Source organism: Micromonospora ferruginea (assembly GCF_013694245.2).
GTDB lineage: Bacteria > Actinomycetota > Actinomycetes > Mycobacteriales > Micromonosporaceae > Micromonospora > Micromonospora robiginosa.
The window spans coordinates 4405605-4431690 of sequence record NZ_CP059322.2 but is presented as its reverse complement, the minus strand read 5'-3'; the positions used below and the strand labels follow the sequence as shown (position 1 = coordinate 4431690).

Annotated in this window: 19 protein-coding genes; 16 read left to right on the top strand and 3 right to left on the bottom strand. The window is 73.9% G+C overall.

From position 1 onward, the window contains the following. Positions 1 to 7: 7 nt before the first annotated feature. Positions 8 to 496, bottom strand: a complete 489-nt coding sequence (locus H1D33_RS19200) for an anthrone oxygenase family protein (protein WP_181571829.1) — start codon at positions 494 to 496, stop codon at positions 8 to 10. A gap of 71 nt (positions 497 to 567) precedes the next feature. Here H1D33_RS19200 and H1D33_RS19195 point away from each other — a divergent pair, with 71 nt between their 5' ends. The 3 genes from H1D33_RS19195 (at position 568) to H1D33_RS19185 (ending at position 4503) form a co-directional block, all read left to right on the top strand. Further along, entirely contained in the window at positions 568 to 1512 is a 945-nt protein-coding gene (locus H1D33_RS19195; protein WP_181571830.1) for an AraC family transcriptional regulator, read from the top strand. Next, positions 1509 to 1847, top strand: a complete 339-nt coding sequence (locus tag H1D33_RS19190) for a VOC family protein (RefSeq protein ID WP_181571831.1) — start codon at positions 1509 to 1511, stop codon at positions 1845 to 1847. Before H1D33_RS19195 ends, H1D33_RS19190 begins: the two co-directional genes overlap by 4 nt. Positions 1848 to 1983: 136 nt before the next feature. Beyond that, the gene (locus H1D33_RS19185) at positions 1984 to 4503 is read left to right on the top strand and encodes a SpoIIE family protein phosphatase (protein ID WP_181571832.1); all 2520 of its coding nucleotides are present in this window, start codon (positions 1984 to 1986) and stop codon (positions 4501 to 4503) included. A 56-nt stretch (positions 4504 to 4559) separates the two neighbouring features. Here the strand turns inward: H1D33_RS19185 and H1D33_RS19180 are convergent, their stop codons facing one another. Continuing rightward, positions 4560 to 6746, bottom strand: coding sequence for a DUF4153 domain-containing protein (locus H1D33_RS19180; RefSeq protein ID WP_181571833.1), 2187 nt, complete (start codon positions 6744 to 6746; stop codon positions 4560 to 4562). 163 nt (positions 6747 to 6909) lie between these two features. On the opposite strand from H1D33_RS19180, the gene H1D33_RS19175 reads away from it, so the two are divergent. The 7 genes from H1D33_RS19175 (at position 6910) to H1D33_RS19145 (ending at position 18925) form a co-directional block, all read left to right on the top strand. Next, on the top strand, positions 6910 to 7818 hold the full coding sequence (locus H1D33_RS19175; RefSeq protein WP_181571834.1) for a lytic polysaccharide monooxygenase auxiliary activity family 9 protein: 909 nt from the start codon (positions 6910 to 6912) through the stop codon (positions 7816 to 7818). Between the two features lie 99 nt (positions 7819 to 7917). Beyond that, the gene (locus H1D33_RS19170) at positions 7918 to 9219 is read left to right on the top strand and encodes a glycoside hydrolase family 71/99 protein (RefSeq protein WP_181571835.1); all 1302 of its coding nucleotides are present in this window, start codon (positions 7918 to 7920) and stop codon (positions 9217 to 9219) included. A 481-nt stretch (positions 9220 to 9700) separates the two neighbouring features. Next, on the top strand, positions 9701 to 12103 hold the full coding sequence (locus H1D33_RS19165; RefSeq protein WP_181571836.1) for a glycosyltransferase: 2403 nt from the start codon (positions 9701 to 9703) through the stop codon (positions 12101 to 12103). Further along, positions 12100 to 13743 (top strand): glycosyltransferase family 39 protein, encoded by a 1644-nt coding sequence (locus H1D33_RS19160; RefSeq protein ID WP_181571837.1) that lies wholly within the window; start codon positions 12100 to 12102, stop codon positions 13741 to 13743. The genes H1D33_RS19165 and H1D33_RS19160 overlap by 4 nt, the downstream gene beginning before the upstream one ends. Next, on the top strand, positions 13740 to 15101 hold the full coding sequence (locus H1D33_RS19155) for an alkaline phosphatase family protein (RefSeq protein WP_181571838.1): 1362 nt from the start codon (positions 13740 to 13742) through the stop codon (positions 15099 to 15101). The genes H1D33_RS19160 and H1D33_RS19155 overlap by 4 nt, the downstream gene beginning before the upstream one ends. Continuing rightward, positions 15098 to 17281 (top strand): glycoside hydrolase family 71/99 protein, encoded by a 2184-nt coding sequence (locus H1D33_RS19150; RefSeq protein ID WP_181571839.1) that lies wholly within the window; start codon positions 15098 to 15100, stop codon positions 17279 to 17281. The genes H1D33_RS19155 and H1D33_RS19150 overlap by 4 nt, the downstream gene beginning before the upstream one ends. Before the next feature lie 54 nt (positions 17282 to 17335). Further along, on the top strand, positions 17336 to 18925 hold the full coding sequence (locus H1D33_RS19145) for a CBM96 family carbohydrate-binding protein (protein WP_181571840.1): 1590 nt from the start codon (positions 17336 to 17338) through the stop codon (positions 18923 to 18925). A gap of 12 nt (positions 18926 to 18937) precedes the next feature. Here H1D33_RS19145 and mgrA read toward each other — a convergent pair whose 3' ends face one another. Continuing rightward, positions 18938 to 19936 (bottom strand): L-glyceraldehyde 3-phosphate reductase, encoded by a 999-nt coding sequence (gene mgrA, locus H1D33_RS19140; protein ID WP_181571841.1) that lies wholly within the window; start codon positions 19934 to 19936, stop codon positions 18938 to 18940. Positions 19937 to 20001: 65 nt separating this feature from the next. On the opposite strand from mgrA, the gene H1D33_RS19135 reads away from it, so the two are divergent. The 6 genes from H1D33_RS19135 to H1D33_RS19110 all read left to right on the top strand — a co-directional run bounded on the left by H1D33_RS19135 (position 20002) and on the right by H1D33_RS19110 (position 26084). Then, entirely contained in the window at positions 20002 to 20970 is a 969-nt protein-coding gene (locus tag H1D33_RS19135) for an aldo/keto reductase (RefSeq protein WP_181571842.1), read from the top strand. A gap of 7 nt (positions 20971 to 20977) precedes the next feature. Further along, positions 20978 to 21475, top strand: a complete 498-nt coding sequence (locus H1D33_RS19130) for a hemerythrin domain-containing protein (RefSeq protein WP_181571843.1) — start codon at positions 20978 to 20980, stop codon at positions 21473 to 21475. A gap of 60 nt (positions 21476 to 21535) precedes the next feature. Further along, positions 21536 to 22786 (top strand): sensor histidine kinase, encoded by a 1251-nt coding sequence (locus tag H1D33_RS19125; RefSeq protein ID WP_181571844.1) that lies wholly within the window; start codon positions 21536 to 21538, stop codon positions 22784 to 22786. After that, positions 22783 to 23433, top strand: a complete 651-nt coding sequence (locus H1D33_RS19120; RefSeq protein ID WP_181571845.1) for a response regulator — start codon at positions 22783 to 22785, stop codon at positions 23431 to 23433. Before H1D33_RS19125 ends, H1D33_RS19120 begins: the two co-directional genes overlap by 4 nt. A 73-nt stretch (positions 23434 to 23506) precedes the next feature. Continuing rightward, entirely contained in the window at positions 23507 to 24565 is a 1059-nt protein-coding gene (locus H1D33_RS19115; protein ID WP_181571846.1) for a hypothetical protein, read from the top strand. Between the two features lie 79 nt (positions 24566 to 24644). After that, a complete protein-coding gene (locus H1D33_RS19110; RefSeq protein ID WP_181571847.1) occupies positions 24645 to 26084 on the top strand; it encodes a magnesium chelatase ATPase subunit I in 1440 nt (479 codons plus the stop codon). Positions 26085 to 26086 lie beyond the last annotated feature (2 nt).

Sequence of the window (26086 nt, the reverse complement as noted above, 5' to 3'; positions counted from 1 at the left end):
GACCACGTCACCCGATCGGGCGGCCGGTGACCAGCAGCGCCCCGCACAGCGCGCCGAAGCCGGCCGTGCTCGCCAGCGCCCGGACCACGTTCCAGGCCACCCAGGTGGCCTCGAAGCGTTGTCGCGCGGCGTCCAGGTCGGCCGTGCCGGCCGCGGCGAGCGCGTCGTTCAGCGGCACGTTGACCGCGGCGGTGACGACGACCGCCACCAGGTAGAGGACGAGCCCGGCGACGATCCACGGCAGCGCCGGGCGGCCCGCGCCGCGCCAGGCCAGGATCGCCGCCAGCGCGGCGAGCACCGGCGTGCCCAGGAAGATCAGCAGGAAGAGGCCGTTGACAATGGTCACGTTGATGCGCTGCATGGCGTCCACGAAGGTGCGGTCGTCGGCGCCCCGCAACGCCGGCATGACGGCGTAGGCGAAGGCGGCGAAGAGCCCGGCCATCAGCCCGGCTCCGACCGTGGCCGCGAGCAACGACAGGTGCTGCACGAGTCGCATGCGTTCATCCCACCGCCGTCCGGTGAGACGGACCATGGCCAGAACGCGCGATCCTGTGTGTAATCGTCTCCGTGGACGTCGTCGCCGGCCTGCTCGACGGGCCCCGCGCCCGGGGCGCCTTCCTGCTCCGCTCGATCCTCACCCCACCCTGGTCGATGCTGATCCGGGACGAGGCGCCGCTCACCCTGGTCGCGGTGGTACGCGGGGACGCCTGGCTGGTGCCCGCGCACGGCACCCCGGTGCCGCTCGGCGCCGGGGACGTGGCGATCGTGCGGGGCCCCGACCCGTACACGGTCGCGGACGATCCGGCCACGTCACCGCAGGTGGTGATCCACCCGGGCCAGCGTTGCACCACGCCGGACGGGCGCGAGCTGTTCGAGATGACCGGGCTGGGCGTACGCACCTGGGGCAACGGCCCGGACGGTCGGACCGTGCTGCTCACCGGCACGTACCCGGTCCGGGGCGCGGTCGGCGGTCGGCTGCTGGACGCGTTGCCCGCGCTGGCGGTCGTGCCGCGTGCGTCCTGGGACTCCCCGCTGGTCCCGCTGCTGGCCGCCGAGATCGGCAAGGACGACCTCGGCCAGGAGGCGGTGCTGGACCGGCTGCTGGACCTGCTGCTCATCGCCGCGCTGCGGGAGTGGTTCGCCCGACCGGGCGCGGCGGCGCCGGCCTGGTACCGGGCACACGCCGACCCGGTGGTCGGCCGGGCGCTGCGGATGCTGCACCACGAACCCGCCCGGTCGTGGACCGTGGCGTCGCTGGCGGGCGAGGTCGGGCTCTCCCGGGCGGCGCTGGCGCGGCGCTTCACCGGACTGGTCGGCGAGCCGCCGATGTCGTATCTCACCGGGTGGCGGCTGGCGCTCGCGGCGGACCTGCTGCGCGAGCCCGGCGCCACGGTCGGCGCGGTGGCCCGCCGGGTGGGCTACGGCAGTTCGTTCGCCCTGAGCGCCGCGTTCAAACGCCGCTACGGCGTGAGCCCCCGTCGGCACGTGGACGGGCCTAGCATGACCGGATGACGGTGGACCTCTTCGCCGGCGTGCCGGTCCGCGACCGCGCGACGGCCCTCGCCTGGTACGAGCGGCTCCTCGGCGACCCGGCCTTCCTGCCGAACGACGTCGAGGTGGTGTGGCAGCTCGCCGAGCACCGCTACCTCTACATCGAGGTGCGGCCGGAGCACGCCGGCCACGCCATGCACACCCTCTTCGTCGACGACCTCGACGCCCGCCTCGCCGGGCTGGCCGCGCGCGGCCTGGAGCCGGCCGAGCGGGAGACCTACGACAACGGCGTCCGCAAGGTGATCTTCCGGGACCCGGACGGCAACGAGATCGGCTTCGGCGGCGGCCCGGCCTGACCGGCTCCCGGCGGATGTGAGCTGACCGACAGCTCCGGAGCGGTCCGGCGGACGATGGATGGCCCGGACGGGCCGGCGGCGGTAGCGTCAGCCCGGGTCCGACCGTTCGGCCCGCGGTCGGGTGGGGGAGAGCAGCATGACGGATCGGGCCGCGCTCACGGTCGGTGACGACGATCTGCTCCCGGCCGACGTCCTGTCGCGCACCGGGGCGGAGGTGGCGGTCCTCGTCCTGCTCGACCCGCACGGCACGCGGCTCGACCTGGCACACCACGTCGGCATGGTGCCCGAGCTGGCCGAGACGTGGGCTCACTTCCCGCTGGCCGCGCCGGTCGGGATCTCCCGGGCCGCCCGCACCGGCGAGGTGATCGAGGCGGATTCCTTCCGGGAGCGGCTGATCCGCTTCCCGGCGACCGCCAGCCTGCCCACCGCCGACGTCGAGGGCCTGGTGGCCGCGCCGCTCTGGCATCCCGGCGGCGACGGGACGGTCATCGGCGCGATCAGCCTCGGCTTCCGTGGCGCGGTGCCGCCCGGCGCCGTGGCGGCGGCGATCGGGCTCGCCTCGACCGCGGCCCGACGGGTCCGCGCCGCCGGGCTGCCGCACGGCGCGCGCCGGCCGGTCGCCGACGAGCCCGGGCCGCCCGGCCCGTCACCGGTGGCCGCCCTGGGTCGGACGCCCACGGTCGCCGCCATCGACCAGGCGCTGCTGGAGACGATCCTGCTCCACCTGCCGGTCGGGGTGAGCGTGCTGGACCGGGACCTGCGCTTCGTCACGGCCAACCAGCGGGCCGCCGAGATCAACGGGCGGCCCGCCGCCGACCACGTCGGACGGCACCTGCGCGAGGTGCTGCCGGACCTGCCCGAGTCGTTCGCCGACCAGCTCCGGCAGGTGCTCGACACCGGGCGGGCGCTGGTCAACCTGGACGTCGTCGGCGCCACCCCGGGCCGGCCCGGCCGACGACGGTGGCGGGGCAGCTACTACCCGGTGCACGGGGCGACCCCGGTCGGGCCGGTCGGCGTCGCGGCCGTCTTCGACGAGGTGCCCGACGAGGCGACGCTCGGTGTCGAGCAGGTCACCGCCGACCGGGCCACCATGCTCACCGCGCTCGACACGCTCGTCGAGAACGCGCCGGTCGGGGTCGCCCTGCTCGACACCGACCTGCGCTACCTCCGGATCAACGCCGTCCTGGCGGAGTGGAACGGGCACCCGGTGGCGGACCACCTCGGCCGGAGGGTGCCCGACCTCTTCCCCGATCTCGGGCCGATCCTCGAACCGCTGATGCGGGAGGTCGCCGACGCCGGTGAGGTCCGCGACGTGGAGTTCGTCCGGGCCGGCCGGACGTACCTCTGCAGTTTCCTCGCCGTGCCCGGCTCCGGTGGCCGGGCCGGCGCGGTGGCCGTCCTGGTCACCGACGTGACCCGCCGCCGGCGTGAGGAACTGCGGGCCCGCCGGGTGCAGGAGTTCACCGCCGCGCTCTCCCAGGCGGTCTCCGTGGCCGACGTGGTCGACGCGGTCCGGGACGGCGCCGGTCCGGCCGCCGAGGCGGCCCTCGCGGCCGTCGCGCTGCTGGACGACAGCGGCCGGCGGATCCGGTTCGCGCCCACCGGCCAGGAGCCACCGACCCGGTGGAAGTCCGTCGGCCGGGCCGCCGCCCATCCGATCGCGGCGACCTTCCGGGACGGGGAACCCCACTTCTTCCCGGACATCCGGCCGCTGGTCGACCTGTATCCCGAGGTTGCCGAGGCGGTGCGGCGCAGCACCAACCGGTCGTGGGCGATGGTGCCGTTGCAGGGCCGGGGGACCGCCGCCGGGGTGCTCATCTTCGGGTACGCCGACGTGCAGGAGTTCGAGCCCGCGCACCGCACCTTCCTGGTCACCCTGGCCGGGCTGGCCGGTCAGGCGCTCGCCCGGGCGCAGCTCTACGAGCGGGAGCACACCACCGCGGTACGCCTGCAACGCAGCCTGCTGCCCTCGCGGCTGCCGCGGGTGCCCGGCGCGGAGCTGGCCGCCGTCTACCTGGCCGGTGACTCGGTCGGCGTCGGCGGCGACTTCTACGACGTGTTCCCGGTCGGCGGGGCCACCGACCGGGAGTGGGTCCTCGTGGTCGGCGACGTCGCCGGCCGGGGCGTGGACGCCGCCTCGGTGACCGGGCTGGCCCGGCACACGCTGCGGATCACCGCGGCGCTCGCCGAACCCGCCACCGCCCTGCGCCAGTTGCACACCCGGCTGCGGGACGACCCCGACGTCGACCGGTTCCTCAGCGTGGTGTGCGCCCGGCTGCGGGTGCGCGACGGCGGGGCCGACCTGGACGTGGCCTCCGCCGGACACCCGCCCGCGCTGGTACGCCGGGCCGACGGCCGGGTCGAGGTGATCGTGGTGCCGGGCGTGCTGCTGGGCGCCTTTCCCGAGGTCCGGCTCGGGCGCCGGTCGGTCGCCCTGGGACGCGGCGACACCGTGCTGTTCTACACCGACGGGGTGATCGAGGCGCGCGGCCCGGGCGGCCTCTTCGGCGAGGAGCGACTGGTGGAGCTGCTGCGTGGCGCGCCCGACGGCGACGCGCGGCGGCTGGTCGAGCTGGTCCGCGACGGGGTGGCCGCCTACCAGCTCGGCCCGGTCGCCGACGACATCGCGATCCTCGCCCTGCGCGTCGGCGACTGAGGTCGGGCCACCGCGGCGCCCCGGGCCGCGGTGTGCGCGGCCCGGGGGCGGTGACGTCAGCGGGGGCGCCGGGTCTTCGGCAGGTCGAACTGGTCCGCGCGACGGCAGTCCTTCGGGCCGCCGACCGCGCCCGGACCGACCCGGTCGAGGGCCTGGCGGGCGCGGTGCCGGCCCAGGTTCCAGGCGTACCAGGGGTCGGGCTGGGCGAGGTCGTCGGCGATCCAGCTCAACGTGCAGCGGCGCACCGGGTCGGGGAGCTTGGTGAGGGCGGGCGTGGCGTCGGCGGAGAGCGCCCGCAGGTACCAGGCGTCGATCTTGCCGGTCTGCTCGTACCGCAGGGTGTTGCGCCGGGCCGCGTAGTCCTCCGGGTTGAGCACCGCCAGGCCGAGCAGCATCGCCACGGTCAGCGCCACCGTGGTGCCCGGGATCCACCGGCCCTGCCACTTCACGCCCGCGGCCAGGATCATCAGGAAGACCGCGCCGAGCAGCATCTCGAACGCCATCACGAAGATCCGCTCACCGGTGAAGCTGTAGACCTTCTGGTAGGTCCACATCCGCGACAGCGCCGACACCACGATCACCACGCTCAACGCGCTGAGCAGCCCGAGCAGTACGCGCAGCACCGTGCGCTCGACCGGCCGCTCCCGGCGGGCCCACCGGGTCACGCCGCCGAGCACCGCCACGGTCAGCAGCGTGACGAAGAGCAGTTGCCAGAAGCCGCTGCGCGCGTACTCGGCGTAGCTGAGCCCGGCGACCCGCTGCACGTGCCGCTGCCCGCCGAAGAGGGTGGTGAACTGCACCACCACGAAGCCGGCGAAGAGCACGGTCAACGCCCCGATGGCGGGCGCCCACTCCACCAGGCCGAGCCGACGCGCGCTCGGCCGGTCCACGGTGGACAGGTCGGGCGGGGCGGCGAGGGTGTAGAGCGCGGCGACCACGATCAGCCCACCCACCGCGGCCAGGAACAGGCCCCGGAACACCACACCGAGGTCGACGTCGGGCACGAGGGCACTCAGCGCCTCGGAGAACGCCGCGTCGGCCGAGGCGAGCAGGCTGCCGAAGACGACGAGCAGCACCAGCGTGGCCACCACCGACACGGTGATCTTCCGGACCGTGGTGGCCTCCGGCGAGGCGGCGACGTGCCGGCGCACCCAGGGCAGGCCGCGCAGCGCGGCGAACGGCGTGGCGACCAGGCCGAACAGGATGGACCGGACCAGCCGGCCGCCGATGATCGCCAGGGTGGCGCAGCCCAGCGCGCCGAGCACGCAGAACGTCACCAGCCACCAGGCGTTGCGGAACGCCGGCACGGCGAGCAGGGCCAGCGCCGCCGCGGCCCAACCGGCGCGGATCAGCCGGTCGGCGCGGGGCAGCTCGGTGGTCCGGGTCCGGACCGCCAGCAGCACCCCGAGGGTGAGCGTGAGCCAGCCGAGGAACCAGCCGATGCCGACCCGGCTCAGTGGCACGAAGACCGCGCTGCCGAGCGCGCCGGCCAGCACCGCGAGCGGCGCCGCCCGTCCGGTGGCCGGCTTCGGCCCGGGCCACCGGGCGCCCAGGAACGAGGTGCGGGGCTTCGGCGGCCGGGGGGCCCAGCCGGGCGGCGGCGGGTAGGCGGCCCAGGGCCGCATGTCCTGGTAGGGCGGTGGCGCCGTGCCACCAGGACCGGCCGGGGCCGCGTGCGGACCGGGCGGGCCGGCAGCGGCCTGCGGTCCCGGTCCGGCCGGAGCCGACGCCGCGACCGTGCCCGTGGACGTGGCACCCGGGGCGGGCGGCGCGACCGGGCCCGTGGACGTGGCACCCGGGGCGGGCGGCGTGGTCGCGGCCGGTGTCGCACCGGCGGCCGGGGCGGCGTCGGGCGGGCCCGGCACGAGGTCCGGGACGGCCGGGGGCGTCGGTGAGGTGTCCGCCGGTCCGGTCGGCGTGCCGGCGGCGGGCGCCGGCTGCGGAGGACCGGCGGGCGCGGTCTCGACGGCGGGCGCCGCCGCCTGGGCGGGCACGCCGGCCGGGGGCGCCGACGGGACCAGCGGCACGAACAGCGCGTAGCCCTGGGTGCCGGGCGGCACGGTGACCGGGATGGCCCAGGCGGGCGCGCCCTCCGCGCCGGGCCACGGCATCGGCGACGGCGCGCCCTCCACGGTGGGCAGCACCAGCAGGTACGGCTGTGCGCCGGGCGGGACGGCACCCGCCGGGGGGCCCGTCGCCGGGGCGGCGGTGGGCGGCTCGGAAGGCTGTGCCGGCTCAGGCAAGACGCGCTCCTTGGTCACGGGGTGCCGACACTGTATGGCCCCTCCCGGCCGCCTCGCCGCCCCGGATGTCCGTTCGGCCAGCCGAGCCTGACCGGTCGTGGCACCGACGGGCATCGAACCTTTGTCGTCTCCCGCACGTACCAGTGCCCGGGAGGTCGATCACATGGGCACACGTCGCGCGCTTGTCGCGTTCGCCGCCGTCGCCGCGACGCTGTTGCTTCCCGCCGTGCCGGCGAGCGCCCACGGGGCGCCGACCAGCCCAATGAGCCGGGGCGCGGCGTGCGGGCCGGAGGGCGGTCGGGCCGGGACGCCCGCCTGCCGGGCCGCGATCGCCGCCGGGGCCGCGGTCCGCGAGTGGGACAACATCCGGGTGGCGCGGATCGACGGGCGGGACCGGGAACGCATCCCGGACGGGGAGTTGTGCAGCGGCGGACTCTCCGCCTACCGGGGGCTGGACCTGCCCCGGGCGGACTGGCCGGCCACCACGCTCACCGCCGGCGCCCGGCACACCTTCCGCTACCGCACCACCATCCCGCACCGGGGCACGTTCCGGTTCTACGTGACCACCGACTCGTACACCCCGCAGCGGCGGTTGACCTGGGCGGACGTGGAGGCCAAGCCGTTCCTGGCGGTCACCGACCCGCCGATCCGCGACGGCGCCTACGAGATGCCGGGGCGGCTGCCGACCGGGCGCACCGGCCGGCACATCATCTACGTCATCTGGCAGAACTCGAACACCCAGGACACCTACTACTCCTGCTCCGACGTCGACTTCCGGGCGGCCTCGGGTGGCGCCGGGGCGCGTACCACCCGGGCGGCGACACCGGCGGCGAGCGCGGCGCCGCGTACCCGCTCGGCGGCGACGACCGGCGACGCACCCGGGGTGCCGGTGGCGGCGGTGACCGAGACCGGCCCGTTCTCCCGGCCGATGGTCGTCGGCGCGGCGGCGGTGGCGGTCACCGCGCTGCTCGCGACCGTGGTCGGGCTGCGCCTGCGGCGGGCCGGGGGCCCGCCGCCCGGGCGGCCGTGCGGGGTCCGCAACCACCGTGCCGGACGGCGCCGCATCTGGTGAGGCGCGGCCCGCATCCGAGCGGCGCTCGCCGAGTCACCTGATCCGCCGCTCCCGCGTTGCCCTGATGTCGAATCCGCAGGGCGATGCCGAGGAGTGTCCATGTTCAGACGTCTTGCCGTGGTGGCCACCGTGCTGGTGTCCGCCCTGTCGACCGCCTCGGCGGCGTCGGCGGTGCCGCGCGCCGTCGTCGACGACTTCTCGCTCGCCGTCGCGCCGGCCACGGTCACCGCGGTGGCCGGGTATCCGGCCCGACTGACGGTCGGGACGACGACCGTCAGCGGCGCGCCGCAGCCGGTGGCGCTGCGGGTGACCGGCCTGCCCGCCGGGGTCTTCGCGAGCGTCACGCCGGCCACGGTGACCAGCGGCGCCTCCGCCGTGGTGACCGTGCAGACCTCCGTCTCCGCCCGGGCCGGCACGTTCACGCTGGTGGTCGAGGGCGTCGGCGCGGCGCTGCGGCGCCAGGCGTCGGCACGGCTGTCGGTGCGGACGCCGACCTCGGTCCGGGCCGCGTTCTACTACCCCTGGTTCCCGGAGGCGTGGAACCAGCGCGGCCTGAACCCCTACACCAACTACCTGCCGAGCCGGGGCAGCTACACCGTGGACGAGACGGTGGTCCGGGCCCAGGTGGCGGACATGCGGTACGGCGGGATCACTGTCGGCATCGCGTCCTGGTTCGGTCAGGGCACCACCACCGACCGGCACTGGCCGGCGATCGTGCGCGGCGCGCGGGACACCGGCTTCGCCTGGGCGCCCTACTACGAGCCGGAGGGCAACGGTCGGCCGACCCCCGACCAGATCGCCGCCGACCTGCACTACCTGCGGCGCACCTACGGTGGGGACCGCTCGTCCCTGGCTGTGCTGCCCGGCCGGGGGATGGTGGTCTTCGTCTACAACGCCCACGACCTGACCATGGCCGACGGGTGCGAGACCATCAACCGCTGGATCCGGGCCCGGACGTTGCTCCAGCAGCTCTGGGGCGAGTCCATCTACCTCGACCTGAAGGTGTTCTCCGGGTACCGCGACTGCGCCGGCAGCGTCACCGTGGACGGTTGGCACCAGTACGCCCCGGCGCGCGCCGAGTCCGACTTCAGCCAGGCGCCCGGTGGCGCGTACACCGTCTCGCCGGGCTTCTGGAAGGCCGGGGTGACGTACGGTCGGGCGCCGTTCCTCTCCCGCAACCTGGACCGCTGGCGGTCCGGGGTGACCCGGATGAACGCCTCCGGGGCGTTCTGGCAGCTCGTCACGACCTACAACGAGTGGGGCGAGGGCACCTCGGTGGAGAGTTCCGTGGGATGCCGGGGCGCGGCGCCGGCCGGGACGCTCTGCGACTGGAGCGACGCCGGCAGGTCCGACTTCCTCACCGCCCTGCACGCCGCCCCGCCGCCGGGTTCGTCCGGCTGACGCCCCCCGGGTAATCGCGCCTCCGGGTGTGCAATTAACGCAATGCCGCCGGGCGGCGGGGAATCGTTCTTCACAAGTACGCCACGGTCGTGACGAGATTTGTCGCGGCGGTGGCGTACTTGCTTTTCCGATTTCGCGCGGCAACCCGAGCGATCTTCGCCATACCGGCTCTGACCTGCATCGTCAACTCATCTATGTGTGAAGCGTGGCGATCAACTGCGCTTATTGGCTATGTCGGCGTCCTGACTTTTCAGGCTCTGGAAGCCCACTGTTAACCCTGCGTACCCTCTGCGTATCCGAGTCGCCACCCCATGCTGGGGCTCTCTGCTCCTGCCTGCGCTCCGGGCCGTGGGTCCATTTCCGGCGGACGGTTTCCAATCAGTGAACGTCGATGAGGTGGCGTACGCCGCCGATGCCGGCCGTGGGGGTTGTCATGGACAGAGTCGGACCAGCAGTTCGCGACCGGTGGGACGAGCCGGACGTGCGACTGAAGGAACTGCGCACGGCGGGCGAGGACCGCCCGCCCCGACTGACCGTCATCGTGCCGACCCGCAACGAGGCAGCGAACATTCCGCTTCTGCTGGCCCGACTCGGCCCGCTGCTCGCGCCGCTCGACGCCGAACTCCTCGTGGTGGACGACAGCGACGACGGCACCACGGGCGTGCTCACCCGGATGGCCGCGGAGGCGCCGATCACCGTACGGCTGCTGCACCGGCCGCCGCACGCCCGCTCCGGTGGCCTCGGCGGCGCGGTCCTGCTCGGCGCGGCCCACGCCCGGGGCGAATGGGTGCTGGTGATGGACGCCGACCTCCAGCACCCGCCGGAGGCGGCGGCGACGCTCGCCCGGATCGCCATGCGGCACGACGTCGACGTGGTCATCGGCACCCGGTACGCCGGCAGCGGCTCCTCGGGCGGGCTCGACGGCGCGTTCCGGGTGGTCACCTCGTCCTGGACGACCCGACTGGTGAAGGGCATGTTCCCGCGTCGGCTGGCGACGGTGAGCGACCCGATGAGCGGGCTGTTCGCCTTCCGCCGGTCGGCGGTGCGCCTGGACCGGATGAACCCGCTCGGCTTCAAGGTGCTGCTGGAGTTGCTGGTGCGGCACCCCGGCGCCCGGGTCGCCGAGGTGGCGTACGACATGGCGCCCCGGCACGGCGGCCGGTCGAAGGCCTCGCTGCGGGAGGGGGTGACCTTCCTGCGGCACCTGGCCCGGCTGCGGGGCCGCCGCCTCGTCGGACAGATCCGCCGGAGCCCGCGCACCCGGGTGGAGCGCCTGCGGGAGTTCGGCCGGATGATCGCGTTCGGCATGATCGGCCTCTCCGGCATGGTGGTGAACACCGCCGCGCTCTGGCTCTGCTACGAACCGGCGCGGATGCACCACCTGGTCGGCGCGGCGCTGGCCACCCAGGTGTCCACCTCATGGAACTTCCTGCTGGTCGACAGCCTGATCTACCGGCGGAACCGGCACGGCTCGTTCGCCGCCCGCGCGGCCCGGTTCTTCCTGCTCAACAACGCCCTGCTGCTGCTGCGGCTGCCCGTGCTCCAGGCGTTGGTGTGGGCCGGCGTCGGGGTGCTGGTCGCCAACGCGGTCACCCTGTCGGCGCTCTTCCTGGTGCGGTTCCTGGTCAACGACCGGGTCATCTACACCGCCGTCGACAAGGCCCGGCGCGACCCGGTGCGACTGCTGGTCGCCGGCGCCTCGGAGGCGCCCAGCACCCCGTCGCGCCGGCGCTACCAGTACCTGAAGTACCGCTACGACGTCGCCGGCGTGGTGACCATCGGCTCCCAGATCATGCTGCCGGAGCTGGAGTTCTTCCGGGCGCAGTGGGTGGCCGACTCGGACGTGGACATCGCGGTGCGGGTCAGCGACGTCGGCGGCCGCGGACCGCAGCGCCGGGCGGCCATGACCCAGTACGCCGACCAGTCGGTGCTGCGCTACGAGGAGCAGCTCGGCCGGCTGGGCGCCAACTTCCGCATCCAGCTCGGGCCACCGATCGAGATCCAGGTCGGTCCGCTGCTGGCCCGCTCCCCGCACGTGGTCTACACGAACATCGTCGAGGCGCTGCTCCGGTTCGTCATGGTGGCCCGGGGCCACATGCTGCTGCACTCCGCGTGCGTCACGCTCGACGGCGTCGGCGTGATGCTCTCCGCGCTGACCGACACCGGCAAGACCGCCACCGTGCTGCGCCTGCTGCGCGACCACGGCGGCCTCTTCCTCTCCGACGACATGACGATCGTCCGGCCGGACGGGGTGGCCACCTGCTTCCCCAAGCCGCTCACCATCAGCGCGCACACGCTGCGGGCGGTGCAGGCCCAGGACCTCACCCCCGCCGAGTGGCGGCGGCTGCAACTGCAGAGCCGCCTGCACTCCAAGGGCGGTCGATCGCTGGCGCTGACGCTCAGCCGGTTCAACGTGCCGATCATGGGGATCAACGCCATCACCCAACTGCTGATCCCGCCGCCCAAGTACAGCGTGGACCGCCTGGTGCCCTGCCGGATCGGCACCACCACCCGGGTGGAGGAGTTGTTCGTCATCGAGCGCGGCAAACCCGACATCACCGAGCTGGACGCGGCCGAGACGCTCGACCGCATGATCGAGAACACCGACGACGCGTACGGCTTCCCGCCGTTCCGGTACCTCGCGCCGTCCATCACCATCGACGGCCAGGGGTACGCCCAGCTCCGGGCGCGGGAACGGGAGATCCTCGCCGGTTTCCTGTCCCACGTGCGCAGCCGGGTCGTCGTCTCGGACACGTTCGGCTGGGCCGACGACATTCCCCGGATGCTGCGGGAGGAACGGACCGGCCGGCGCGCCCCGGTGGTGCCCGCGCAGCCCTGGCCGCGCTGGAGCGGTGACCTGACGACGGCGGGAGGGCCGGCGTGAGCGTGCTCCAACCGGTCACCGACACGCTGCCGGAGCAGCGCCGCGGCGACGCGCCACGAGACTGGCGCAGGCGGTGGCCCGGGGTCGCGCCGCCGTCCTGGCTGCCGGTGTTGCGGCGACCACGGTGGCGGGTGGCCGGCGTGCTGACCGGCGTGGCGGTGCTGGCGCTGTTCGTCCGCACCTGGGAGATCGACGCGTTCGGCTTCAACAGCGACGAGGCGGTGTACGCCGGGCAGGCCGCCTCGCTCGCCGGCAACCCCCTGTACACCGACTACTTCCCGGTGTTCCGGGCCCATCCGATGCTCGTCCAGACGCTGCTCTCGCCGTTCTTCCGGGTCGGTGAGGTGGACGTGGCCGGGCGGCTGGTCATCGTCGTCCTCGGCGTGCTGACCGTGCTCGCGGTGTATCCGCTCGGCGCGCGGCTCTACAACCGGCGGGTCGGGCTCATCGCGGCGCTGCTGACGGCCGTGATGCCGTACCACGTGGTGGTGACCCGCCAGGTGCTGCTCGACGGGCCGATGGTGCTGCTGGCCACCCTGACGCTCTACTGCATGGTCCGGTTCGTCCAGCAGCGGGACACGCTCTGGTACGTGGCCACCGCCGCGATGCTCGGGGTGACCATGCTGGCCAAGGAGACGAGCGTCGTGCTGGCCGGCAGCATCTACGCGTTCCTGGCGCTCACCCCGGACGTCCGCCGGCCGGTGCGGGCCACGCTCGTCGCGCTGCCGATGCTGGCGCTGGTCTTCGCCACCCATCCGGTCTCGCAGGCGCTCGCCGGCCGCACCGAGACCGGGCGCAACTACCTCGTCTGGCAGCTCTTCCGGCGGCCCAACCACCCGATGTCGTTCTACCTGGAGACCGTGCCCTCGGCGGTCGGGCTGCTGGTGCTGCTCGCCGCGTTCGGCGGCCTGTGGTGGGCCCGGCGGCGGCGGAGCTGGCGCGAGACGCTGCTGCTGTCCTGGATCGCGGTCCCGGTGGTCTTCTTCCAGCTCTGGCCGGTGAAGGGGTTCCAGTACCTGCTGCCGGTGGTGGTGCCGCTGGCGTTGCTCGCCGCCCGGGCGCTGGTCCTGCTGCCGGTGCCGGCTCGGCTGGCCCGGCTCCGCCGGCTCCGGTCCGCGCCGCGCCGGCGCGTCATCCGGACGGTCCGGCTGGCGGCCGTCGCCACCGTCGCGCTGAGCCTGCTGGTGCCGTGCTGGCGGGCGGTCAGTCAGCAGGGCGGAGCGCACTTCCTGGCCGGCTCCGGCGGCGTGCCCGGCGGGCGGGAGGCGGGCCGGTGGCTGACCGACCACACCCCCGACGGGTCGGTGATCCTGACGCTCGGCCCGTCCATGTCGAACATCATCCGCTACTACGGGCAGCGGCAGAGCTACGGACTGTCGGTCAGCCCGAACCCGCTGCACCGCAATCCGTCCTACGTGGCGTTGAGCAACCCGGACGGCTGGCTGCGCAACAACAACCTGCACTACATCGTCTGGGACTCGTTCTCCGCACGGCGCTCCACGTTCTTCGCCGACCGGTTGAACACCCTCGTCCGGCGCTACCACGGCCGCGTCGTGCACACCGAGTACGTCGGCGGGGCCGACGCCTCGGGCCGTACCGTCCCCGTTCCCGTCATCATCATCTACGAGGTGCGCCCATGACCCGCCGGACCCGGATGGGGTGGTCGTCGGCCGCCGTCGTACTGCTGGCCCTGGTGGTGGGGGCGGCAGTGCCGGACGCCGCCTCGGCCGCGCCCCCGGGAAAGGCCCCGGCCGCGCCCACCACGCCGATCGAGAACCTGGTCTTCCTCATGCAGGAGAACCACACGTTCGACAACTACTTCGGCACCCGGCCCGGCGTGGACGGGTTCCCGAAGGACGTCTGCATGCCGATCCGCTCGGACCTGCCCGAGCCCTGCGTCAAGCCGTTCCACATCGGCAAGCTGGGCGCGATCGACCTCGACCACTCCGCCGACGCGTTCGCCCAGCAGTACAACGGCGGCCGGATGAACGGCTTCGTGGAGGGGGTGAGCAAGGCGGGCAAGGACGGCCGGATGGCGATGGCCTACTACGACGACCGGGACCTGCCCTACTACTGGAACCTGGCCGACGAGTACGTGCTCTTCGACCGTTTCTTCAGCTCGTCGCACTCCGGCAGCATCCGCAACCACATGTACCGGGTCACCGGTGGTCCGGGCGCGGCCGGCAAGTCGGAGACCATCCCGCCGACCGGCTGGGGGGACATCCCGACCATCTTCGACCGGCTGGAGGCGGCCGGCATCAGTTGGAAGTTCTACGTGCAGAACTACGACCCGACCATCACGTTCCGCTCCCGGGTCGAGGAGGAGGACATCGACCGGGGCGCCCAGGTCATCTGGGTCCCGCTGCTCGGATACGCCCGCTACGTCGACGACCCGCGCCTGTTCTCCAAGATCGTCGACCTGGACGAGTACTACGCGGACGCGGCCAAGGGCGACCTGCCGGCGGTCTCGTTCATCGCGCCGGCCGGCAACAGCGAGCACCCGCCCGGCAACATCGGCGCCGGGCAGAACCTGGTCCGGGCGCTGCTGACCCAGCTCATGCGGTCGCCGGAGTGGTCCACGTCGGCCTTCATCTGGTCGTACGACGACTGGGGCGGCTGGTACGACCACGTGAAGCCGCCACAGGTCGACCGGTACGGCTACGGCTTCCGGGTGCCGGCGCTGCTGGTCAGCCCGTACGCCCGCCGGGGCCGGGTCGACTCCACCACGCTCGACTTCACCTCGGTGCTCAAGTTCATCGAGGTCAACTGGCGGCTGAAACCCCTGGCCAGCCGGGACGCCAAGGCGAACACGTTCCTGGACGCGTTCGACTTCGCCGCGCCGCCGCGCCCCGGCGTCCTGCTCAGCGCCGAACGGACCCCGGTCTCGATGAAGCGCACCGACCCGCGCCCGGTCTACGGCTCGTACGCCACCGTGCTGATCCTCGTCGTCGCGCTGGTCGGCGCGGCGGCCGTACGCGGACGGCGGCGGACCCGGTGAGGGCCGCCCGCCGGCTGCTGCTGCCGCTGCTCCTGGTGCTCGTGGGCGTGCTGCTCGCCCCGGCCGCCGGCACTGCCGCACCCCGCTCCGCGCTGCCCGGCACGCTGCACCTGCAGATGGTGCCGCCGATCCGCGGTGTCCCGGTAGCCGTCGACGGAAACACCGCCCGCTCGGACGCCCACGGCCGGGTGAACATCAAGGTCCGCAACTTCCTGGGCCTCGACCAGCGGCTCAAGGTCGGCTCGGCCATGGTGACCCCCGACCGCAGGGTGGTGCTCGACCGGTTCCGGGGCAGCGTCGACCACGGCGTCCGGGACCGGATAGTCGAGGTGGGCCTGCGCACCGTCCGCCGGGTGAGCTGGCGCTACATCGACCGTTTCGAGTCGCCGGTGCCGGTGCGGCGGGTGACCTCGATGCGGTTGCGCAGCAACACCGGGGAGATCGTCGAGGTGGCCGGCGACCAGTTGGCGAAGCCGCTCTGGCTCGCCGAGAGCCGCACCCAGCAGGGTCCGCGCGGTCTCACCTCGAAGCACCTCTACTACGTGGTGGACGCGGTGATGGTGGACGGCACCTCGGTGGTCAACCGGGCCGGCCAGAAGTTCGTGCCCTGGGACCGCCAGAGCTGGGTGGTGCAACTGCTCTTCTTCAAGGTGTCGTTCACCGCGTCGGACATGTTCTTCCCCCGGAGGGCGGGCGACGGGATCCAACTCACCCGGGCCGACGGGCGGGTGCAGCGGCTGCCGTTCGGCCCGGACGGCACCGTCCTGGTCCCCGACCTGCCCCGGGGCACCTACACGTTGACCGTGCGGGGCGGCGGGCTGTCCTTCGGCCGGCCGGTGAGCATCAGCCGGGACCAGGAGGTGATGCTCACCGTGATCAGCGTCGTCGACCTGACCCTGGTCGCGGTGGGGGTGCTCGGGGTGGCCGTCGGGCTGGTCCTGCTGGGCCGCCCGCACCTGCGCCGCCCGTTCCGGATGCTCCGCCTCCGCGCCCGGCGGCCCGGCCGGCGCCGGTGGCGACCCCGCGCCGCCGCCGGGCTGGTGCTGGTGCTGGCCACCGCCGCCGTGGCGAGCCTGCCGGCGATTCCGGCGCGGGCCGCACCCGACGCCGCCGCCTCGCCGACCGCGGCGGCCCCGGCGTCGGTGCCCGTGCTGGCCTACTACTACATCTGGTTCAACCCCACCTCCTGGAACAGGGCGAAGAGCGACTACCCGGTGCTCGGCCGCTATTCGAGCGACGACCAGGAGATCATGCGGCGGCACGTGCGGATGGCGAAGGCGGCCGGGATCACCGGCTTCCTGGTCTCCTGGAAACACACCGAGCAGCTCGACGAACGACTCGCCGCCCTGGTCGAGGTCGCCCGCGCCGAGAGTTTCCGGCTCGGCATCGTCTACCAGGGCATCGACTTCAGCCGTAAGCCGCTGCCGCTGGCCACCGTCCGGGCCGACCTGGCCCTGTTCGCCGACCGCTGGGCCGCCGATCCCGTCTTCGGCATCTTCGACCAGCCGGTGGTGATCTGGAACGGCAGCGACCGCTACTCCGCCACCGAGGTCGCGGACACCGTCCGCCAGGCGCAGCAGAAACTGCAGGTCCTCGGCACCGCCAAGAGCGTCTCGGTGGTGAACAGCCAGTCGACCCTCGACGGGCAGGCCTACTACTGGTCGTCGGCCGACCCGCTCGTCGACCGCAGCCGGGACAAGCTCGCCGCCATGTCCCGGGCGGTCCGGCTCCGAGGCGGACTGTGGATCGCCCCGGTCTCGCCCGGCTTCGACGCCCGCCAGATCGGCGGGAGAAGGGAGGTGCCCCGCCGGGACGGCGAGACGCTGCGGGCGTCGTTCGCGGCCGCCCGGCTCTCCCAGCCCAATGCCCTCGGCATCATCAGCTGGAACGAGTTCACCGAGAACACCTACGTGGAACCGAGCGAGGAGTGGGGCAGCAGGTACCTGGAGGTGCTGGCCGACCTCCTCGGCGTCGCTCCGCACCCCGACGCGCAACTGGACAGCAGCGCCGAGGGCGACGACTGGGGCCTGCCGGCCTGGGCCGCGCTCATCCTCGGGATCGGCGCGGTGGTCCTGGTGCCGCTCTGGACGTACCGCCGTCGACGGCGTCGGCGAGCCGCCGCCACGCCGCCGGCCCAACGTGGCGCCGCGCGGTCCGAGGAGGCGCCACTCCACCACTGACCGGGCGACCTCGCGGCCGACCCGGGCCACCCTCCACACCGTTCTGGAGGAGCCATGACCACTCGATCCCGATCCCTGCTCCGTCTCGTGGCGCCGATGCTCGTCCTGGCCGGCGCCGCCGTCACCCCACCGGGCACCCCGGCGCACGCCGCCCGGCCGAAGCCGCACGCCACCACCGCGGCGGCGGTCGCCAGGGCGACCGACGCCGTGACGCTCACCCCGGTCGCCGACGCGTGGGTGGACGCCTCCCGCCCGGCGGTCAACTCGGGGCGGACCGCCTCGCTCCGGGTCGACGCCGTGCCCCGGCAGGTCGCCTACCTGCGCTTCGACGTCACCGGCGTCGACTCCGACCCCACCGCGGTGCTGCGGCTCTACGTCGAGACGGCCAGCAGCACCGGCGTGGACATCCACCCCGTGGCCGACAACACCTGGGACGAGAACACCATCACCTACGACAACGCCCCGGTGATCGGCGCCACCACCGTCCGCAGCGAACCGGTCGGCGCGGACACCTGGGTGTCGGTGAGCATCTCGTCGCTGGTCACCGGCAACGGGCCGGTGACCGTGGCGCTCACCACCACCAACGACACCGGCCTGCGGGTGACCAGCCGGGAGGGTGCCAACAAGCCGCAACTGATCACGCCGTCCCCGCCCAACCCGTCGCCGTACGTGGTCAGCCGGCTCGGGGCGGTGACCTACCAGGCGGCCTCGAACGTCACCGGTGAGACCTACACCGGCAGCCTCAAGACGGTGCTGGAGAGCGCCGTGGTCGAGTTGAACCGGCTCGGCGGCGGCACGGTCCGCTTCGGCGCCGGCACCTTCGACTTCGGCGCCGAATACATGAAGCTGGAGGGCGTCCGCAAGGTGACCTTCGTCGGCGCCGGCATGTACGACACGCTCATCCGCAACGACAACTCCAGCGCCGGGGACACCGAGCCGTTCAACACCAAGGGTTGGGACAGTGTGATCGTCCGCGACCTGGCGGTCTCGGCCGGCGGGGCGTTCCGGTCCACCAGCGACGCGCTCGACTTCGACGACGGCAACAACATGGTCGTGGAGCGGGTGCGGGTGACCGCCTCGCGGGGCCGGGGCATCGTGTTCGACGGCAAGAACCAGAGCTGGACGTCGATGGGCAACACCGTGCGGGACTGCGTCATCAGCGGGGCACAGAGCGACGGCGTCGAACTGCTGGCGACGAGCGGGGACACGGTCACCGGCTGCACGATCACCAACGTGGGCGGGCACGGCATCCAGGTCAACCGCGCCTCGTCCACCGCCGACCAGCCGAACAAGACGGCCGACCACAACGTCGTCAGCGACAACATGATCGACAATGCCGGGCAGGACGGCATCAACGTCAACAGCGGCACCGGCAACCAGGTCGTCGACAACCACATCACCAACAGCGCGAACGTCACGCCGAACCGGGACGGCATCCGGGTCACCACGGCGACCGGCATCACCTGTACCGACACCGTGGTCAGCGGTGACGTGGCCATCGACGACCAGACCGTCAAGACCCAACGCTACGGCCTCTACATCACCGAGGGCTGCAACGCGACCGTCGTCGGGCCCGGCGACACGTTCACCCCGAACCGGGTGAGCGCGATCCGGGACGCCGGCACCGGGACCATCTTCCGCTGATCCCCGGGGACGTCACCGCGCCCCGGCGAGGATCTGGTCGATCTCGGCCAGGTCCTCGCCGGCCAGGTCCAGGCCGTCCAGCGCGGCGACGTTGCCGTCCAACTGGCCGACGCTGCTCGCACCGATGATCAGACTGGTCATCCGCGGGTCGCGCAGCGCCCACACCAGGGCGAGCTGGGCCAGGGTCTGCCCCCGCCGCCGGGCCACCTCGGCGAGCGCGCGGACGGTCGCCATCTTCGCCTCGTCCAGGTCGCTCTCGTTGAGGAAGACGCTTGTCCGCACCCGCGAGTCGGCCGGGATGCCGCCCAGGTAGCGGTCGGTCAGCAGGCCCTGGGCCAGCGGGCTGAAGGCGATGCAGCCGGCGCCGACCTGCTCGAGCGTGTCCAGCAGGCCGTCGGACTCGGTCCAGCGGTTGAGCATCGAGTACGACGGCTGGTTGATCAGCAGCGGCGTGCCCAGGTCGCGGAGGATCTCGGCGGCCCGCAGCGTCTGCTCCGAGTCGTAGTTGGAGATGCCGACGTAGAGCGCCCGGCCCGAGCGGACGATCGCGTCCAGCGCGCCCATCGTCTCCTCCAGCGGGGTGTCCGGGTCGAAGCGGTGCGAGTAGAAGACGTCGACGTGGTCGAGGCCCATCCGACGCAGCGACTGATCCAGCGACGAGATCAGGTACTTCCGGGAGCCCCACTCGCCGTACGGGCCGGGCCACATCAGGTAGCCGGCCTTGGTGGACACCACCAGCTCGTCCCGGTAGGGCTTCAGGTCGGTGGCGAGCAGCCGACCGAACGCCTCCTCCGCCGCGCCCGGCGGCGGCCCGTAGTTGTTGGCCAGGTCGAAGTGGGTGATGCCGAGGTCGAACGCGCGGCGGACGATGTCGCGCTGCCGTTCGAAGGGCCGGTCCGGCCCGAAGTTGTGCCACAGGCCGAGGGAGATCACCGGCAGCTTGAGCCCGCTGCGGCCACTGCGCCGGTAGAGCATCGTGTCGTAACGGTCGTCGCTGGCGAGGTAGGTCACCGGATCATTGTGCCGCCCGCCGCGAACAGGCGTGCGTCGCCACCGGCGCGGGTAGCGTCGGCGGCATGCGTTTCGTGCGGCTCGACACCCCCAAGCCCATCTCGAAGATCGGCCTCGGCACGTGGCAGTTCGGCTCCCGGGAGTGGGGCTACGGCCCCGACTACGAGCGCCGGGCCGCCGAGATCGTGCGGCGGGCGCTCGACCTCGGGGTCACCCTCTTCGACACCGCCGAGCTGTACGGCTTCGGCCGCAGCGAACGGATCCTCGGCGCGGCGCTCGGAGACGAGCGGGCGAAGGTGGTGGTGGCCAGCAAGATCTTCCCGCTGCTCCCGGTCGCCCCGGTGGTGCAGCAGCGGGCGGTCGCCTCCGCGAGCCGGCTCGGCGTCGACGGCATCGACCTCTACCAGGTGCACCAGCCCAACCCGGTGGTCGCCGACACCACCACCATGCGCGGCATGCGCTCGTTGCAGGACGTCGGGCTGGTCGGCGAGGTCGGGGTCAGCAACTACGACCTGCGCCGGTGGCGGTTCGCCGAGGCCGCGCTGGGCCGCCGGGTGCTGAGCAACCAGGTCCGCTACAGCATGATCGACCGCGGCCCGGAGGAAGACCTGATCCCGTACGCGGAACAGGCCGGCCGGATCGTCATCGCGTACAGCCCGCTGGCGCAGGGGTTCCTCTCCGGCCGCTACGACGCCACGAACCCGCCGGCCGGCGCGGTGCGCCGGGCCAACCCGTACTTCCTGCCGGAGAACCTGGCCCGCGGCGCCGGGCTGATCGCCACGCTGCGCGAGGTGGCCGACGCGCACGACGCCACGCCGAGTCAGATCGCGCTCGCCTACGTGCTGCGGCACCCGAACGTGGTGGCCATCCCCGGCGCGTCCGGGGTGGAGCAGATGGAACGCAACGCGGCCGCCGCCGAGATCGACCTGACCGACGACGAGTACGCCGCGCTGGTCGCCGCCGCACACGCGTTCCGGCCGGTCACCGGCCTGGCCGCGGTGCCCCGGATGATCCGCGCCCGACTGGGGAAGTGACGACCGCATGGACGACATCACCGCACTGATCCTGGACGACCACGCCGCCTTCCGACGCGGCTTCGCCCGGCTCGACGACGCCCGCGACCCGGCCGAGATGCTGGCGATCTGGGAGGCGCTCGCCCTGCACCTGGACGTGCACGCCGAGGCGGAGGAGGCCATCCTCTACCCGCACCTGGTCAAGCACGGCGACGACGGCGAGGACGAGACCGCCGACGCCATCGGCGACCACAACAAGATCCGCGACGCGATCGCCGAGTCGAAGCTGCACGAGGTCGGCTCGGACGCCTGGTGGGCGGCGGTGGGCACGGCCCGCCGGGAGAACAGCGAGCACCTGGCCGAGGAGGAGGACGAGGCGCTGCCCGACTTCCGCCGGCACGCGGGCGTGGAGCTGCGCGCCGAGCTGGGCGCCCGCTGGCTCACCTTCTACGGCGAGCACAAGAACGGCCGGAACCTGCCGTTCCGCGACAAGGACCCGCAGGGCTACGTGCGCGACCACCGCTGACGGCCCGATCTCCCCGGCGCGGGGGAGTCGCGCGGCGGGGAACGGCGGGACAATGACCGGATGACGGTCCGGGCGGTGTTCGCGCCGCTGGTGCGCGGCAGCACCTGGCGACGTGCCGTGTTCCTGCTCCTCGGCGGCGTGCTCGCGCTGCCGTACGTGCTACTGGCGGTGGCGTTCACGCAACTGGTGACCAGCTCGGAGGTGCCGCGTCCGCTCGGGTTCGGGCTGCTGCTGGTCGGCGCCGGGCTGGCCGTGGTGCCGGTGTTCCTGGCCGGCAGCCGGGCGTTGGAGATCGCCGCCGCCCGGGCGCTGCTCGCGGTCGACCTGCCCGAGCCGCTGCCGGGCCACCGCGTCGACCGGGAGACCCGGCTGCGGTCCGCGCTGTGGATCGCCATGCACCTGGGCACCGGCGCGGCCGTGCTGTTCGCCGCGATCAGCGCGTTCCCGATGGCGCTGGTCTTCGTCGCCGGCCTCGCCGGGTTGGACGTCGGCGCGGTGTCCGACGAGCGGTTCGGCCCGTTCGATCCGGCCCGCCCGGTGCCGGCCGGCCTGGCCGGGGTGGCCGTGCTGGTCGCGCTCGGCTACGCGATGGCCGGGCTGGGCGCGCTCGCCGCCTCGATGGCGCCGGTGCTGCTCGGCCCGGCCCAGGCCGAGCGGATCGCCGCGCTGGAGGCCCGCGCCGTGCGGCTGGCCGAACGCAACCGGCTGGCCCGGGAGCTGCACGACTCGGTCGGGCACGCGCTGACCGTGGCGACGCTCCAGGCCGGCGCCGCGCGGGAACTGCTCGACACCGACCCCGAGTTCAGCCGGCGGGCGCTGCGTGCCATCGAGGAGACCAGCCGGCGGGCCATGGACGACCTCGACCAGGTGCTCGGGCTGCTCCGCGAGACCGACTCCGGGCAGCGGCCGGCGCCCACCGCGCCGCAACCCACCCTCGCCGGGCTGGACGGGCTGGTCACCGCCGCCCGGGCCGCCGGGCTGGTGGTCGAGTCCCGGGTCGGCGGGCCGCTGGACGCGCTGCCCGCGGTGGTGTCCCGGGAGGGCTACCGGATCGTGCAGGAAGGGCTGACCAACGCGGCCCGACACGGCCGGGGACCGGTGACGCTGCGGGTCGCCGTACCCCCGGAAGGGCTGGAGATCGAGCTGGTCAACGCCGTGCGTGGCGCCGCGCGGGCGACCGGCGGCGGGCGTGGGCTGGACGGCATGCGGGAACGGGTGCTGCTGCTCGGCGGGCGGCTCGACGCCGGCCCGCAGGGGGAGCGGTGGCGGGTCCGGGCCACCCTGCCGGCGCCGAGGGAGGAGAGCGGGTGACCATCGACGTGCTGGTCGTCGACGACGACGAGCTGATCCGGGTCGGCCTGCGCGCCATCGTCGACGCCCAGCCGGACCTGCGCGTCGTCGGCGAGGGGGCGGACGGCGCCGAGGTGCCGCCGCTGGTGGCCAAGCTGCGACCGCGGGTGGTGCTGATGGACGTGCGGATGCCGGCCATCGACGGCATCCAGGCCACCCGCCGGCTGCTCGCCGCCTCCGCCGACCCGCCGCGCGTGCTGGTGGTCACCACGTTCGCCAACGACGAGTACGTCTACGAGGCGCTGCGCGCCGGCGCGAGCGGGTTCCTGCTCAAACGGGCCCGCCCGGCCGAGGTGGTGGAGGCGATCCGGGTGGTGGCGGCCGGCGAGTCGCTGCTCTTCCCGGCCGCCATCCGGCAGCTCGTCGGCGCCTACGGGCGGCGCGGCGGCGACCGGCTGGACGCCGCCCGGCTCACCGAGCGGGAGGGGGAGGTGCTGCGGTTGATGGCGGCCGGACTGTCCAACCCGGAGATCGCCGCCCGGCTGGTGCTCGGCGTGGAGACGGTCAAGACGCACGTCGGGAACGTGCTGGCCAAGCTCGGGGTGCGCGACCGCACCCAGGCGGTGATCGCCGCGTACGAGTCGGGGTTCGTGGTCCCGGCCGGCTGAGTCCCCCGGCCGGGGGAGGCGGCTCACCCCGCCACGGGAGGGTTCCGAGCCGCCGTGAGCCGAGGCTCGAAGCATGACCGCCACGCTGCTCGCACCGACCCGTCACCGGTCCCGGACCGCGCCGCTCGCCGCCGGCTGGCTCGCGCTCTGGGGCGTGCTCGCCCTGATCTCCGCCGTGACCGGCGTCGGCTACCCGTTCGGCGACCACGACCGGGACCGCCCGGTCAACCTGCTCCGGCTGGTGCCGGAGGCGGTCGGGCCGGCGCTGTTCGCGGCGCTGCTGCTCACCGCCGCGATCGTCGCGCTGGCCATGGCCGGTCCGGTCGCCCACCCGTCCCGGCCGCTGCGCGCGCTGCTGCTCGGCTACGGCTGGGCGGTCGCGTTCGTGCTGGCCGTGGTGGTGCCGGACACCCGGGTGCTGATCACGCTGGGCTACGCGCCGATCCTGCTCGTCGGCGCGCCGTTCGGCTGGCCGCCGGTCGACTACGCCGACGTGTTCACCTGGACGCTGCTGTGCAAGACCGCCGCGATGGCGGGCGGGGTGCTGCTCGCCCTGGCGGTGCTCGGCTGGCAGCGCCGTACCGCCGGGGCCTGTGCCGCCTGCGGTCGCGGCGACGCCGACCGGGGCTGGACCACCCCGGCCGCCGCGGCCCGCTGGGGGCGCTGGGCGGCCTGGACCGCCGCGGTCATCCCCACGTTGTACGCGCTCACCCGGCTCGCCTGGGCGGCCGGCATCCCGCTCGGCATCTCCCGCGACTTCCTCGACGAGATGCACGACAGCGGCATCGTCTGGGCCGGTGCCGGGCTGGGCGCCTTCGCGGTGGCCGGGGCGGTGCTCACGCTCGGGCTGGTCCGCCCCTGGGGCGAGCGGTTCCCCCGGTGGATGCTCGGGCTGGCCGGCCGCCGGGTGCCGGTGTGGCTCGCGGTCGCGCCGGCCACGCTCGTCGCGCTCGCGGTCACCGCCGGCTCCCTCGGGCTGGTCACCGCCCCCCGGTTCTGGGAGCTGACCGGCGGGTTCAGCCTGACCACGCTGCCGATGCTGCTCTGGCCGTTGTGGGGTGTGGCGCTCGGCGCCGCCGCGTACGCCTACCTGCTGCGCCGCCGCGGCGTCTGCCGACACTGCGGGCACTGACCGCCCCCGGTGGTCGGTCCCGGTCACGGGGCGGGACCGACCACCGGGCGGCACCGGAAATCTGAGCTAGCGTGGGCGGGTGAGCGCTCACACCCAGGTCTCCCCGGTCCCGCCCGCCGAGCTGCCCGGCACGCTCGGCGCACTGCGCGCGGCCGGTCACCACTACCGCACGGTCAAGCAGGAGCTTCGCGACAACCTCCTCGCCCGGATGCGCGCCGGCGAGGAGCGCTTTCCCGGCATCGTCGGCTACCAGGACACGGTGCTGCCCGAGGTCGAGCGGGCGTTGCTCGCCGGCCACGACATGGTGCTGCTCGGCGAGCGCGGGCAGGGCAAGACCCGGCTCATCCGCTCGCTCGGCGGGCTGCTCGACGAGTGGATGCCGGTGATCCCCGGCTCGGTGCTCAACGAGCACCCGATGCACCCGCTCACCCCGGCCTCGCGCGCGCTCGTCGAGTCGGCCGGCGACGACCTGCCGATCGGCTGGCTGCACCGGTCGATGCGCTACGGCGAGAAGCTCGCCACCCCGGACACCAGCGTCGGCGACCTGATCGGCGACGTCGACCCGGTGCGGCTCGCCCAGGGCCGCACCCTCGGCGACCCGGAGACCATCCACTTCGGGCTGGTGCCCCGCACCAACCGGGGCGTCTTCGCCGTCAACGAGCTGCCCGACCTGGCCGAACGCATCCAGGTGGCGTTGCTCAACGTGCTGGAGGAGCGCGACATCCAGGTCCGCGGCTACCAGTTGCGGCTGCCGCTGGACCTGCTGCTGGTGGCCAGCGCCAACCCGGAGGACTACACCAACCGGGGCCGGATCATCACCCCGCTCAAGGACCGCTTCGGCGCCGAGATCCGCACCCACTACCCGCTCGACCTGGAGCTGGAGCTGGCGCTGATCCGGCAGGAGGCCGACCTGGCCGCCGGCGTGCCGGAACACGTGCTGGAGGTGCTCGCCCGGTTCGCCCGCGAGGTGCGCGAGTCACCCTCGGTGGACCCCCGCTCCGGGGTGTCCGCCCGGTTCCCCATCGCCGCCGCGGAAACCGTGGCCGCCGCCGCGCTGCGCCGCTCCGGCCTGCTCGCCGCCGGCGGCTCGGCCGAGGCGGCCGTCGCGCGCGTCGGCGACGCCGCGTCGGTGACCTCCACGCTGCGCGGCAAGGTGGAGTTCGAGAGCGGCGAGGAGGGACGCGAGATCGAGGTCCTCGGGCACCTGCTGCGGACCGCCACCGCCGAGACGTTCCGGTCCCGGCTCGCCGGGCTGGACCTCTCCGGCTTCACCGCGCTGGTCGCCGAGGGCGCCGTGATCGAGACCGGCGAGCTGGTCTCCTCGGCCGAGTTGCTGCGCCAGGTCGGCACCGTGCCGGGGCTGGCCAAGGTGCTCGACCGGCTCGGCCTCGGTGACGCGCCCAGCCCGGAGGAGGCCGCCGCCGGCATCGAGTTCGTCCTCGAAGGGCTGCACCTGACCCGCCGGCTGGGCAAGGACGTCACCGACGCCGGGCGCACCGTCTACGGCGGCCGGGGCTGACC

Excerpts from the sequence above, each read along its gene's own strand:
- H1D33_RS19155 (WP_181571838.1), top strand. The coding sequence starts at position 13,740 with ATGACCCGCCGGACCCGGATGGGGTGGTCGTCGGCCGCCGTCGTACTG.
- H1D33_RS19125 (WP_181571844.1), top strand. The coding sequence starts at position 21,536 with ATGACGGTCCGGGCGGTGTTCGCGCCGCTGGTGCGCGGCAGCACCTGG.
- H1D33_RS19115 (WP_181571846.1), top strand. The coding sequence starts at position 23,507 with ATGACCGCCACGCTGCTCGCACCGACCCGTCACCGGTCCCGGACCGCG.
- H1D33_RS19170 (WP_181571835.1), top strand. The coding sequence starts at position 7,918 with ATGTTCAGACGTCTTGCCGTGGTGGCCACCGTGCTGGTGTCCGCCCTG.
- H1D33_RS19200 (WP_181571829.1), bottom strand. The coding sequence starts at position 496 with ATGCGACTCGTGCAGCACCTGTCGTTGCTCGCGGCCACGGTCGGAGCC.
- H1D33_RS19175 (WP_181571834.1), top strand. The coding sequence starts at position 6,910 with ATGGGCACACGTCGCGCGCTTGTCGCGTTCGCCGCCGTCGCCGCGACG.
- H1D33_RS19135 (WP_181571842.1), top strand. The coding sequence starts at position 20,002 with ATGCGTTTCGTGCGGCTCGACACCCCCAAGCCCATCTCGAAGATCGGC.
- H1D33_RS19130 (WP_181571843.1), top strand. The coding sequence starts at position 20,978 with ATGGACGACATCACCGCACTGATCCTGGACGACCACGCCGCCTTCCGA.
- H1D33_RS19185 (WP_181571832.1), top strand. The coding sequence starts at position 1,984 with ATGACGGATCGGGCCGCGCTCACGGTCGGTGACGACGATCTGCTCCCG.
- H1D33_RS19145 (WP_181571840.1), top strand. The coding sequence starts at position 17,336 with ATGACCACTCGATCCCGATCCCTGCTCCGTCTCGTGGCGCCGATGCTC.
- H1D33_RS19190 (WP_181571831.1), top strand. The coding sequence starts at position 1,509 with ATGACGGTGGACCTCTTCGCCGGCGTGCCGGTCCGCGACCGCGCGACG.